Source organism: Haloarcula sp. H-hyl2, from assembly GCF_056934385.1.
The window spans coordinates 236,933-249,646 of record NZ_JBRIIJ010000002.1 but is presented as its reverse complement, the minus strand read 5'-3'; the positions used below and the strand labels follow the sequence as shown (position 1 = coordinate 249,646).

Here is a 12,714-nt window from a genome sequence, read left to right as displayed (position 1 = left end):
GATCCAGGCGTCCACTGGACTCGTTCAGTTCTATCTAACGAGTCACAACGACGTTGGCTACTATGCCAGCTGATGGATAGCTCGGCTCGAGAGCTGAAGAAGGACGTGCCAAGCTGCGATAAGCCTGAGGGAGCCGCACGGAGGCGAAGAACTCAGGATCTCCGAATGAGAATCTCCTCGCAATTGCCACGCGCAATGAGGAACCCCGAGAACTGAAACATCTCAGTATCGGGAGGAACAGAAAACGCAATGTGATGTCGTCAGTAACCGCGAGTGAACGCGATATAGCCCAAACCGAAGCCCTCACGGGCAATGTGGTGTGTGGGCCGACACTCATCATCCGATCATCTCACAGAAGTCCCTTGGAACAGGGCGTGATACAGGGTGACAACCCCGTACGTGAGGTCAGTACGATGTGCGTCGGTTCCAGAGTAGCGGGGGTTGGAAATCCCTCGCGAATCTCGCAGGCATCGACTGCGAAGGCTAAACACTCCTCGAGACCGATAGCGGACAAGTAGTGTGAACGAACGCTGCAAAGTATCCTCCGAAGGGAGGTGAAATAGAGCTTGAACCCAGTTGGCGATCGAGCGATGGGGCACGAAAGGTCCTGTCCAGAATGACCCACCCGCGAGGGTACAGTAAGACGGACAGGAAGCCGGTGTTCCATCGTACGTTTTGAAAAACGAGCCAGGGAGTGTGTCTGTATGGCGAGTCTAACCGGAGCATCCGGGGAGGCACAGGGAAACCGACATGGCCGCAGTTTACACGAGGGCCGCCGTCTTCAAGGGCGGGGAGCCACACGGACACGACCCGAATCCGGACGATCTACGCATGGACAAGGTGAAGCGTGCCGAAAGGCACGTGGAAGCCTGTTAGAGTTGGTGTCCTACAATACCCTCTCGTGATCTATGTGTAGGGGTGAAAGGCCCATCGAGTCCGGCAACAGCTGGTTCCAACCGAAACATGTCGAAGCATGACCTTCACCGAGGTAGTCGGTGGGGTAGAGCGACCGATTGGCGTGCTCCACTCCGAGAGGAGTGGACGCGCCTGTCAAACTCCAAACCCACCGACGCCGTCGACGTGAGGATTCCGGTGCGCGGGGTAAGCCTGTGTACCAGGAGGGGAACAACCCAGAGATAGGTTAAGGTCCCCAAGTGTGGATTAAGTGTAATCCTCTGAAGGTGGTCTCGAGCCCTAGACAGCCGGGAGGTGAGCTTAGAAGCAGCTACCCTCTAAGAAAAGCGTAACAGCTTACCGGCCGAGGTTTGAGGCGCCCAAAATGATCGGGACTCAAATCCACCACCGAGACCTGTCCGTGCCCGTGAAAGGGCAATCGAGTAGGTTGGCGCTCTCATTGGATGGAAGCAGGGGTGAGAACTCCTGTGGACCGATGAGTGACGAAAATCCTGGCCATAGTAGCAGCGATAGTCGGGTGTGAACCCCGACGGCCTAATGGATAAGGGTTCCTCAGCACTGCTGATCAGCTGAGGGTTAGCCGGTCCTAAGTCATACCGTAATTCGACTATGACAACATGGGAAACGGGTTAATATTCCCGTGCCACCACACAGTGAAACCGACGCCCTGGGGTCGACCACGCCGGGCCCTCGCCCGGTCGAACCGTCAAACTCCGTGGAAGCCGTAATGGCACGAAGCGGACGAACGGCGGGATAGGGAAACGTGGTTCAACCTGGGGCCCGTGAAAAGGGAGTGTGGTGTCCGTACCGAGAACCGACACAGGTGTCCATGGCGGCGAAAGCCAAGGCCTGTCGGGATCAACCGACGTTAGGGAATTCGGCAAGTTAGTCCCGTACGTTCGCAATAAGGGATACCTGCTCGGGAAACGAGCAGGTCGCAGTGACTCGGAAGCTCGGACTGTCTAGTAACAACATAGGTGACCGCAAATCCGCAAGGACTCGTACGGTCACTGAATCCTGCCCAGTGCGGGTATCTGAACACCTCGTACAAGAGGACGAAGGACCCGTCAACGGCGGGGGTAACTATGACCCTCTTAAGGTAGCGTAGTACCTTGCCGCATCAGTAGCGGCTTGCATGAATGGATTAACCAGAGCTTCACTGTCCCAACGTTGGGCCCGGTGAACTGTACATTCCAGTGCGGAGTCTGGAGACACCCAGGGGGAAGCGAAGACCCTATGGAGCTTTACTGCAGGCTGTCGCTGGGACGTGGTCGCCGATGTGCAGCATAGGTAGGAGGCATTACACAGGTACTTGCGCTAGCAAGCCACCGAGCCATCAGTGAAATACTACCCGTCGGTGACTGCGACCCTCACTCCGGGAGGAGGACACCGGTAGCCGGGCAGTTTGACTGGGGCGGTACGCGCTCGAAAAGATATCGAGCGCGCCCTAAGATCATCTCAGCCGGGACAGAGACCCGGCGAAGAGTGCAAGAGCAAAAGATGATTTGACAGTGTTCTTCCCAACGAGGAACGCTGACGCGAAAGCGTGGTCTAGCGAACCAATTAGCCTGCTTGATGCGGGCAATTGATGACAGAAAAGCTACCCTAGGGATAACAGAGTCGTCACTCGCAAGAGCACATATCGACCGAGTGGCTTGCTACCTCGATGTCGGTTCCCTCCATCCTGCCCGTGCAGAAGCGGGCAAGGGTGAGGTTGTTCGCCTATTAAAGGAGGTCGTGAGCTGGGTTTAGACCGTCGTGAGACAGGTCGGCTGCTATCTACTGGGTGTGTCATGGTGTCTGACGGGAACGATCGTATAGTACGAGAGGAACTACGATTGGTGGCCACTGGTGTACCGGTTGTTCGAGAGAGCACTGCCGGGCAGCCACGCCACACGGGGTAAGAGCTGAACGCATCTAAGCTCGAAACCCACCTGGAAAAGAGACACCGTCGAGAGTCCTCGTAGAAGACGAGGTAGATAGACTCGGGGTGTACGCGTCGAGGTAACGAGACGTTGAGCCCGCGAGCACTAATCACTCGAAGCCACAATCATACGCACTGTGACTCGAAGGTCACCGACCGTTCGGTAGACTGAACGAGTCCAGGCGCAATCTGGATCGCACGAACACATAGTTGAAGACCGACCGACACTGGTACTGTCGTGGTTCGACTCCACGAGTCGGCATTAGGCGGCCATAGCGGTGAGGTTGCCTCCCGTACCCATCCCGAACACGGAAGATAAGCTCACCAGCGTTCCGGGGAGTACTGGAGTGCGCGAGCCTCTGGGAAACGCGGTTCGCCGCCACCATTCATACTTTCATTCATTCGTCCGAGAGCGCCAGCCATAGCGCTCTCGGACATACTTTCAGCCCATCGCGGAGAGACATCTCTGTGGTGGGCTAAACGTATTTACCGGGGAGTGGCAACGCTGGAATGCCGAACGTAGCCACGGGAGTGGCGAGGGTGCCAGTGGTCGAATCCGCTACGCTTAAACGGCGGACGCCAGTAGTATCGACTGCGCCAAGGTGGCAGAGTCTGGCCTAACGCAGCGGCCTGCAGAGCCGCCCATCGCCGGTTCAAATCCGGCCCTTGGCTCTCACACGTTACCCTAAAGCCCAAGACGACCTTGTCTCGATACAGTTTCTCTATTGCTGTCGGAATATCGAGAATGTGACAGAACCTGTCGATCGCACATCCGCTGAACGTCCACGAGCGTCGTTCGTGGCTCTATTCCTCGAATAGTTCGGTGACGCTCTCCACGGGGGCGTAGTATCCGCGTTCGGTCCGCCAGATATCGATCCACTCGTCCGCGGTTTCGCTGTCGATATGCTCGTGCTTGATGCCGAGGACGAGAAGACCGATTGAGCCGGTGACTGGGACATCCAGCTCTGATGCAAGACGGCGTGCTGCGAGATCGTCAGTGGCGATGGTCCCGTCGTGTTCGACGGCTCCACGCAACGCTTCCGTTTCTCCTGGATCGAGTCGCTCACGGGGGTCCATCCTCCCTGTTTCGGGTGGAACGTCACTGACTCCCAGTCCTTCGTCGAACGCCTCGACGGCGTTGGTCAGATACTCGTGGCCGAAATCGACTCCCTGTTCGATTTCGTCACGGACTGCGGGTGCCACGACTGGTGCTTCGAGTAGGTGAACGAGAAATTCGACCGAGCTCGTACTGGCGAAATTACTGATGACAGTTGCGTCGAGGAAAACCGGTTGCGGGTATCCGTCCGACATCTATTCGTCGAGATCGAGTGCAACGTCGATCTCCCGCTGTAACTGGTCGTCAGTTCGCGGCCCGTAGAGCGACGTGAAGCCAGCGTCTTCCAGCACTTCTTCGAACTCCCATCGGGACAGTCCGGCCGCTTCGGCAGCACGTCCGAGCGAGAGGTCGCCGAGAACGTACCGACCCACCGCGGTCGCAAGCTCGTCCGAGGGCTCACTACTGGAAGAGGCCATCGTACGTAGGTATCGGATCCACGGACCTAATAATCTATCGTGGGATGGGGCACTCATCGACTCGCTGGAGTGCTATCTCCGTAGCAATCAAAATAGCATCGCGTCAGATTTGCTCACCTCGTCGTAGTAGACTACGACGGACGAGGAGGAGATACGCACACAGTTCCGCTTGCCGTCGGGACTCTACGAAATGGAACGCGACGTTGTAGTGATCAGTCCACGCCGAGAGGGAGCCTACGATCTGGTTCGGATGGATATCCCGCCACGCCATGCAACCGCGATTGCGAAGGAGGGTCTGCCAGGAGGTCTCTACGACGACCGCAATGGGCTGTGACCACTCGGCAGCCCGCCGCAACTCGGATGTAAATCGGTCACGTTCCCATGTGAGTGCGGTGAGGAAGTCGTGCCCTGACTTGCGCTCAACCGCGAACCGTGGGTAGTAGGTGTCCGATTCTGGGTCGTGAGTACAGTCGGCCGGGACGGCGTAGTCGCCGGTCGAGAGCGTCACGTCGCGCGTCTCGACTGCACACTCGTCGAACGTCCACGGACACTGCTCCCGAGTATCTCGGAAGATTGTGGTGGGAATAGAGCTAGCGTGTCGAGCTTCATCCATCTCTCGTGCATCTGGTTCCGGTATCGGAAATAAACCCTCCCAGTGCCGTGATCGGATGCAAGAGGCATTCAAAACCCAGCTTTCTCCAGTTCATCGAGAAACGCTGGCCGGTTCGAGTGCTTGTCTTTCAGGAAATCGACGAACTCTTCGAACCGCGCTTCGGGGACCAATTCTTGCATCTCTTCTAAGTGGTCGGCGATGTCGCGGTAGTGGCGTCGCCCAGTGTCGTCGGCGGCAAACGGGACGAGCAGTTCTCGATATAGCTCGAAGTACTCGACCGGCGCAGTGGTTGCGACTGGATCACGGTACTGGCGAACTGACGAGAGGTCTGCGTTCTCTTTCAGTTCGACGAACGCCTTTTCGAGGTCGTCGTCGTGGACGTACAGTGCGACGAGATCCTTTCTATCGTCCCGTTCGAAATACCGCTTGAATTCCTCGTAGATCGACTGCCACTCCTGATCGTCACAGACTGACTTCAGGTCATCATAAGCTGCCCACTCGGTATGATCAAGAAACAACTGTTTCAGCGTGGTACGATACTCGTCCATATCCCGATCCTCGTAGAGGTCGGCAGCGAGCCAGCGAAGTGAGCGAGCCGATCGGAACGTATGGATACCGCCTTCGACGACTTCGATCGCACGGTCTTCGTTCCCTTCGTCGACCAGCTGTCGGGCGTACTCCTCGCAGAAGCGCTTGCTTTCGAGGTAAATCTCCTCGTAGAGTTGCGAGAGGGCGTCTTCGTCGCCGAGTTCCTCGAGGATGTAGATGTAGGTCGAGAATATCCGCCGCTTCTGGAGTGACGACGATATCTTCGTGTCGGTCGTTCCCGATTTACTTGGTCCGACGCTAGCGGTGTGTCTCTCGACGGTCGTCGGTTCATCGACTCGTAACTTCTCGAACGCGTCACCGACGAAATACTCGAGTTTCAGTGTCCCGATAGTCAAGTGTTCGACGTCTATTGCCCCACCAGTGAAATCCTCGGTGTTGAGCGGACCATCGGTGAAATCGGATACGTAGAGAACGTCGTCCGTCCGGTCGGAGTGGTCAGTCGACTCGTTGTCTCTCGCTGATCCGTCGGATGTATCGACGCCGTCTTCAGTTTCATCTCGGCGGTCGTCCGCTTTCGAGGGTGACTTGCCCGACAGTACTGCGTCGAGTGTGACTCCGGACACGTGTGCGTCGAGTTGCTCCAGCCAGTATTCGAGGTCTGCGTCCGTCGTGCAGAGTGTTTGGAGTGCGTCGTAGTAGTAGTCACTGGCGAAGCCGTAGTTTGCCCCGACGAACTCTTCACAGAGATACTGGATGTGCGGCCGCTTTCGCTCGTGGTCGAGGTCCTGTTCTGCGACCGTCCCTGCATACGACTCGATAGCACGTTCCAACTCTCGGCCGTGGTATCCGCTGCTGTCGTCAACCTGGTCCAAGTTTTCACGTATCGCCTCGGAAACCGCTCGATAGATATCCGTCGCCGTCTCGACGTGGCCTCGTTCTCGATGCGTCTCCGCGAGGTCGGTGTACTGCGAGAAGTCGATGTGCGTGTCGTGTTCGACCATCCCTCGCCGGCTGACAGCGTCGTCGAACAGTCGATCGATCTCCTGCTTGTAGTCGTAGACGGTCTTGCCCGTGTCTTCACCGACGAACGCGACGAACCGATCGCGGATATCTCGATCCTCCGCAACGATGTCACGCAGAAACGCTCGGAGGTCCTCGGGTGCCGTCTGTTCGATCAGCGAATCGATATCGACCGTCTCGTCCCGTTCGGGATCGCTCACCGTCTCGGTGTCTCGGTCGTCTACGGTGAGCAAGACCGCGACGACGTGTTTGCAGTCGCCCGCGTAGTCGTACGGACAACTGCAACGAGACCGGACCGCATCGTCCACGAGATCGATAGCGACATCGTAGTAGTTGGACCCCCGAACGGTGGCTCTGATCTCGCTGCCGTCGATATCCAGCTCCTGCACCCGATCTTGGTAGTAATAGTTGATACCGCGCTCGAACGACTGTTCGGTACAGAGCGATCGTATTTCGTCCCGAGTCGGGTAGTCCATGTTTTGTGTCCGTATACTATACTACGTCCCGAAAACGTGACGCTGTGCTATCACTGACGTGCGTTGGCGTTCTGGCACTCAGCCTGCGCCCGACAGATTGAATCGTCCGACACGCATGCGTTCAGGTACCGAATGCGGCTCGAATTCGACGACGGGACGCTCCTGCTGGAGAATGCACCTGAAACGGTGCCATACGCGGAGTGGGACGACCGTGTCGATGCGTACCGGGCACAAGCCTACCGGTACCGAGCGCTGCTAGAATGGGCCGGCCAGTGGGCTGAGAACAACGGCCAGGCGACACTCCAGGATGGCTTCAGCCACGACGTTGCAGACGCTGCGCGAGCCTATCCCGACCTCGCTCTGACACCCACACTCCAGATCGAACCGCGTGACTATCAGCAGGCGGCACTCGATGCGTGGCGAACCCACGACCGGCAGGGAACCGTCATCCTCCCGACCGGCAGTGGGAAGACCTTCCTCGGGTTGCAGGCCATCGCCGATGCTGGCGTCAGTGCGCTCGTCGTCACACCGACAATCGATCTGATGAACCAGTGGTACGCCACGCTGACGAATGCCTTCGGTGACCAACTCACAGAGAAGGTGGGTGTCCTCGGTGGCGGGAGCCACGAGATTACAGCACTGACCGTGACAACTTACGATAGTGCCTACCGCTACATCGACGAGTATGGCGACCGGTTTGGCCTCCTCATCACCGACGAAACACACCATCTGGCGGCCGAAACCTACCTGCAAATCCCCGAAATGACGATTGCCCCGTACCGACTCGGTCTCACTGCAACCTACGAACGGGCGGACGGCCGCGAAGAACTCCTTGAAGACCGCATGGGACCGGTCGTCTACGAGGAAGCCGTCGACGACCTCGCCGGGGAGTTCCTGAGCGAGTACGAAACCATCCAGATGTCAGTCGAACTCACCAGCGAGGAACGGGCTGAGTACGACGATGAGTACCAACTGTACAGAGACTACGTCGACACTCACGATTTCGACCTCTGGAAAGAACAGGGGTACGCGGAGTTTCTCAAACGCACGTCCTACGACCCCCAGGGACGCCGCGCCCTCATTGCCAAGCAACGTGCGGAACGAATCGCTCGGACGGCGACGAAAAAACTCGACACGCTCGACAACCTTCTCAAGCGTCACCACGATGACCGTGTCATCGTCTTCACTGCGAACAACGACTTTGCCTACGACATCTCCCGGGAGTTCGTCCTTCCGTGTATCACGCACCAGACCGACACCGACGAACGCACCGAGATACTCGAACGATTCCGTTCAGGGGAGTATTCCATGCTCGCCACCTCCCAAGTGCTTGACGAGGGGATTGATGTGCCAGCGGCCAACGTCGGGATCATCCTCTCCGGGAGTGCTTCGAAACGACAGTACGCTCAACGGCTCGGTCGCATTCTCCGCCCGACCGATGATCGCCAGCCAGCCCGCCTCTACGAGATTATCACGACCGACACGATGGAGACATACGTGTCTCAGCGACGCCGCGATGGGGTGAGCAGTAGTGCTAACGGCTGATCTCGCACGCTCGCGCACATGTGATGGAGAAGTTCGCCCGCTGTTCATCGATATCTCCGATGAGCGGTATCGGTCGACTGCCGCCACTCTCATCGATCTCTTTGAGAACCACCTCGGCGAACCGAAGGGGGATCTCGAGGCTGCCATCGACGATCTAACCGTCGACAATACCGACTACAAAATCGTTCAGGGATTGGCGAAGCTGCTGAAAGACGAGTGTGAGTTCGAGCAACAGGCTGCTGTCGATCCTCATGAGATCCGTCAGCGCCTGTTCGAGCGCGCGAACGAGCAGTATCCGATCGTTCGCCAACCCACGCTCGGGGAGGACACACAGAAACTCGAAGTGTACAGCGCCGTCGCTGACGAACTCGATATCTCCCTCGAAGAGTGCTACCGGGGGATGTACGCGGATCTGGATGACAACAAGCTCCTGGTTCGATTCGGCGACCAGACTGTTGAGGACTACGACGCTGCTAAGACCACGTCGACGACGAAGCTGACGGGCAACAGCAAGCAGGCGTACGACCAGACGGCCCAGACAGTCGACTGGTTACTTGCCCGCTACAATTTAGCGCTGGCCCAAGCCGTCCTCTACGACGCGTCAAAGATGCGGATTCGGGTCTGGGACCACTTCGGAACGGTGTTCAGCTACATGAAGCTGTTCGGGTTGATGCACCGGATCTATCCCATCGATGGCGACGGCAACCGCGTTTCGAGTACGGACCTTGCAGCGGGCTACGAGGCCGAACTCGACGGCCCGGCCTCGCTGTTTCGGAAGTCCCAGAAGTACGGCATTCGGATGGCGAACTTCCTCCCCGCGTTACCGCTGTGTGACCGCTGGGAGATGCGCGCAGAGATTCTGGACGACGATACTGTCAGCGGCAGTAACCGCCTCACACTCGACCACACCGACGGCCTCGTCTCACACTACAGCACGGGCCAGCAGTTCGATAGCGATATCGAACGGACTCTCGCCCGGAAGTGGGAGCGAGCGACCACTGACTGGACCCTCCAGCGCGAGGCCGATGTCTTCGACCTCGGCGCGGAGGTGATGATTCCGGATTTCGCAATCGAACACCCCGATGGCAGACGGGCGATCATCGAGATCGTGGGCTTCTGGACCCCGGAGTACCTGCAGTCGAAACTGGCGAAGATTCGGCAGGTCGATGCCGACAATTTCGTGCTTGCGGTCTCGGAGCGACTCGACTGTGCCGACGAGGACTTCGGGGATACGGCGGAGCGGGTCCTGTGGTTCAAAAGCGGGATTCACGTCTACGACGCGGTCGAACTGGCCGAAGCGTACGCGTCGAGCCCCGAGACGGAGTATTAACAGCACGAAGCGTGTCACAGACACAGTCACGGCAGATGTACTTCGGTACTTTCAGTTCTGACTGATAATCCACATTCGAGATAGAAACCAGAAGAGCGACGTACGCTCGCTTCGGCGAGGTTTCAAGACCCAAGGGTACCTATCTATATTCAATGGCAACCCAGCAGTATCGCATCGTCTCCGCCGAGGATTCGGAGCTCCACGGGGAGCCCCACATAGAGGGAAGTCGCATCACTGTCCGAGATGTGTACGGACGCGTCGAACAGCGCGGACTCGCTCCTGACCGAGTCGCCGAGCGGTACAACCTAGATATTGCGGACATCTACGAGGCGCTCGCGTACTATCACAACAATCCCGAGGAGATGCGACAAGTTGAGAAGCGCCACGAGCGAGCCGCCGCCGAAGCCAGAGAACGCTCGTCGCTTACGCCACCCGATGCCTGAGCGATGGCGTATCGGCTCATCCTCGATGAGAACGTCGAACACGAGGTGTTCCATCGGCTCAAGAACTACGGTCACGACGTTGAGCACGTCGATTTCGTGCCCGAGCTTGGGAAAGGGACCGCCGACCATCCGATTGCACGGTATTCACTTGATACCGATCGGGTGATTGTGACATACGACGACGACTTCGTACTTGAAGTCGATGAAGAAATGTACCGTGCAGTGTTGTATTTCGACGATGCGACGCTTTCTGTCGATCAGGTCGCGGACATCATCCACACCGTTTCGCAGAACTACCCACAGACGGAGTTGCAGGGTCTTGAGTACGTCGGAGAGGAATGGCTCTGAGCGACGGTCCAGTCCGCTTGAACCCGAATCGTGAGAAAATTTTTCTGTCACACTCCCTTTGTGCTACCCCAATCGACCGCCGTCGCCGTTCCAGTAGTGCCAGTCGTCGACCGCTTGTCTGGTATCGCTGTCCACGTCGAGTACTTCGAGCTGTGACAAGGGGACACCAAACTCCCGGTCCCGCCACTCCACGAGGACGAACATCTCCCTGCTGCTGACTACTTCGTCGGTCATTCCAACGACCGGTACTTCTTCGTCCTCTCGCAGTGGCGAGATCGTTCGTTCCTCGATACAGCGGGCTTGGAACGGGAAAGACATCTCACGCTCCAGATGGTAGCACCAACTGATAGCCATCTCATCTGCAGTGTACGCATCGACGATTATTTCGTTTCGAATGCGCTCGTCTCGTTCTTTATCGGTTTCCCCCGTCATGGTCGTTTCTCCCTGACAATCGCGGCTGTATCAGTCGATGTGATCACGTCATCACGCTCAAGAACTTCATCGATCTCCGACGGCTCGTAGACACCCTTGACGATACAGTAGTAGTGCGACGGCGTGCCGAAATCATAGACCATGCTGAGTCTGTCGCCATCCCAGAGTGTCGCACGCTCTGCGACATCTGCAATCGTCATCTCACTTGCTCTGGTGTACGACCGGTCGCCTGCTTCCTCGTACTGGTGGTCGGGAAGCACGTTGAGACTCGACTCCAAGTACTCGTCTTCGAGCCCGTACATCCGGAGATGGAAGTCGTCAAGTGTGGAGAACCGACAGACGAGTCTATCCAGTTCTGACATCGTCGTCTCCGGCTTGACGACGATATCGTACCACTCATCTCGCGCACGGCCTTTCTGCTTCCATCGGAGTCGATAGCCAACGGTGCCAATCTGCTCGGATATGTCGTCGCCAGCTTGCTTCTGTTCGTTCCCGACTGCCTCCCGCGTGTTCGACCAGCAGTACGAGCAGATTCCCTCCGGCGCATCGCCCTCGAAGCCATCTTTATCGATATCGTGGTGGGCAAGAAACTCCGATACTGGGACGTGCTGCGGGCGTGGATGCCGGTTACCGTGACTACACATCATCTCCCCAGGACCACCGATACCGAACGAAAAGCGAGCGTTGCTCTCGGCGTGATCGGCATCCATATCGATGATATGTACCACTGTTCCGCTCCCAATCTCGATGACGAACTGATCTGTTGGCTCACTCATCGTATCGCTCCTCAAGAGTGTCGAGCTCACGCCAGAACTGCTCGTTGTTAATCGGCGGCTCAGTCGACGCTCGTGCTTCCAATACACCGGCGTATGTGTCGAACTCCTCGGGGCTTGGGTCAGTCGCCAAGACACAGTCAGCGTATCCTTCGATAGCTCTCTGGATGGTTTTCGCGTAGTGGTCGTAGGCCCCGTCGATCCAGTTCGATTTCTCGTCGACTTCCTCGAATATGGCCCGATAGACTGTCGCGGCAGCCAGATACCGCTCCCGATCCTGGTACTGTTGGGCTATCTCGAAAAACCGCGAGAAATCAATAGCCTCGAAGACGACTGGATCCGCGTGCTGTTCGAACAGTTGGGCGATCTCCTCACGGTACTCCTCGACTGACTTGTGGTCGTCACCGAACTGTGCGAGAAACTGCTCGCGCAACTCTGCGTCTTCGGCAAGTGCATCCCGGACAAAGTCACGCAAGTCCTCGGCCGACACGTCGTCGAGAACTGCCTCGACACCCTCGCTCTCGTCTGCTGGCGGGCCAGCGGCGATATCCAACAACACTGCGACGACGTGTTTGCAGTCGCCGCTCCCGTCGTACGGACAGGTGCACTTCGTAGCCAGGCCCCGCCCACCAAACTCGATCGTCACATCGTACAGTTTCGATCCGCTGACGGCTGCGGTCACGAGGTCGTCGAATCGGTCAAGCCGTTGAATACGTCCCTCCTTGCGGTACGTTTCGCCCCGCTCGAACACGGCGTCCGTGCTCCGATTTCGGATGGCTTCCTCGTCGACGTTCATGTTCCGTCGTTCGCGGG

General features: G+C 57.6%; 11 protein-coding genes, 1 tRNA gene and 2 rRNA genes. 7 read left to right on the top strand and 7 right to left on the bottom strand.

Annotation, left to right across the window (positions count from 1 at the left end; all coding sequences use genetic code 11):
• Positions 1-48 precede the first annotated feature (48 nt).
• The 3 genes from Hhyl2_RS10945 to Hhyl2_RS10935 all read left to right on the top strand — a co-directional run bounded on the left by Hhyl2_RS10945 (position 49) and on the right by Hhyl2_RS10935 (position 3,511).
• Positions 49-2,968: ribosomal RNA gene (locus Hhyl2_RS10945) — 23S ribosomal RNA — on the top strand.
• Positions 2,969-3,101: 133 nt separating this feature from the next.
• Positions 3,102-3,224: ribosomal RNA gene (gene rrf / locus Hhyl2_RS10940) — 5S ribosomal RNA — on the top strand.
• A gap of 211 nt (positions 3,225-3,435) precedes the next feature.
• Positions 3,436-3,511, top strand: a tRNA-Cys gene (locus Hhyl2_RS10935).
• 132 nt (positions 3,512-3,643) lie between these two features.
• On the opposite strand, the gene Hhyl2_RS10930 is transcribed toward Hhyl2_RS10935, so the two are convergent.
• The 4 genes from Hhyl2_RS10930 to Hhyl2_RS10915 all read right to left on the bottom strand — a co-directional run bounded on the left by Hhyl2_RS10930 (position 3,644) and on the right by Hhyl2_RS10915 (position 7,030).
• Entirely contained in the window at positions 3,644-4,150 is a 507-nt protein-coding gene (locus Hhyl2_RS10930) for a PIN domain-containing protein (protein ID WP_483550809.1), read from the bottom strand.
• Positions 4,151-4,372 carry a UPF0175 family protein gene (locus Hhyl2_RS10925; protein WP_483550808.1) on the bottom strand — a complete coding sequence of 74 codons (222 nt, stop codon included), beginning with the start codon at positions 4,370-4,372 and terminating at the stop codon, positions 4,151-4,153.
• Between the two features lie 103 nt (positions 4,373-4,475).
• On the bottom strand, positions 4,476-4,985 hold the full coding sequence (locus tag Hhyl2_RS10920; protein WP_483550807.1) for an ERCC4 domain-containing protein: 510 nt from the start codon (positions 4,983-4,985) through the stop codon (positions 4,476-4,478).
• Between the two features lie 68 nt (positions 4,986-5,053).
• On the bottom strand, positions 5,054-7,030 hold the full coding sequence (locus tag Hhyl2_RS10915; RefSeq protein WP_483550806.1) for an SWIM zinc finger family protein: 1,977 nt from the start codon (positions 7,028-7,030) through the stop codon (positions 5,054-5,056).
• Positions 7,031-7,162: 132 nt separating this feature from the next.
• Between Hhyl2_RS10915 and Hhyl2_RS10910 the strand changes: the two genes are divergently transcribed.
• From Hhyl2_RS10910 to Hhyl2_RS10895, 4 genes are all read left to right on the top strand, one after another.
• Positions 7,163-8,575 carry a DEAD/DEAH box helicase gene (locus Hhyl2_RS10910; protein WP_483550805.1) on the top strand — a complete coding sequence of 471 codons (1,413 nt, stop codon included), beginning with the start codon at positions 7,163-7,165 and terminating at the stop codon, positions 8,573-8,575.
• A complete protein-coding gene (locus Hhyl2_RS10905) occupies positions 8,562-9,905 on the top strand; it encodes a DUF790 family protein (protein ID WP_483550804.1) in 1,344 nt (447 codons plus the stop codon). The genes Hhyl2_RS10910 and Hhyl2_RS10905 overlap by 14 nt, the downstream gene beginning before the upstream one ends.
• Positions 9,906-10,057: 152 nt before the next feature.
• Entirely contained in the window at positions 10,058-10,348 is a 291-nt protein-coding gene (locus tag Hhyl2_RS10900; protein ID WP_483550803.1) for a DUF433 domain-containing protein, read from the top strand.
• Between the two features lie 3 nt (positions 10,349-10,351).
• Positions 10,352-10,696 carry a DUF5615 family PIN-like protein gene (locus Hhyl2_RS10895; protein ID WP_483550802.1) on the top strand — a complete coding sequence of 115 codons (345 nt, stop codon included), beginning with the start codon at positions 10,352-10,354 and terminating at the stop codon, positions 10,694-10,696.
• A gap of 63 nt (positions 10,697-10,759) precedes the next feature.
• On the opposite strand, the gene Hhyl2_RS10890 is transcribed toward Hhyl2_RS10895, so the two are convergent.
• The 3 genes from Hhyl2_RS10890 to Hhyl2_RS10880 are packed head-to-tail and all read right to left on the bottom strand — an operon-like array spanning position 10,760 to position 12,697.
• Positions 10,760-11,128 carry a calcium-binding protein gene (locus Hhyl2_RS10890; protein WP_483550801.1) on the bottom strand — a complete coding sequence of 123 codons (369 nt, stop codon included), beginning with the start codon at positions 11,126-11,128 and terminating at the stop codon, positions 10,760-10,762.
• A complete protein-coding gene (locus tag Hhyl2_RS10885) occupies positions 11,125-11,904 on the bottom strand; it encodes a hypothetical protein (RefSeq protein WP_483552022.1) in 780 nt (259 codons plus the stop codon). The genes Hhyl2_RS10890 and Hhyl2_RS10885 overlap by 4 nt, the downstream gene beginning before the upstream one ends.
• Positions 11,897-12,697: an SWIM zinc finger family protein gene (locus Hhyl2_RS10880; protein WP_483550800.1), complete on the bottom strand. Its 801-nt coding sequence runs from the start codon at positions 12,695-12,697 to the stop codon at positions 11,897-11,899. The genes Hhyl2_RS10885 and Hhyl2_RS10880 overlap by 8 nt, the downstream gene beginning before the upstream one ends.
• Positions 12,698-12,714: the final 17 nt, after the last annotated feature.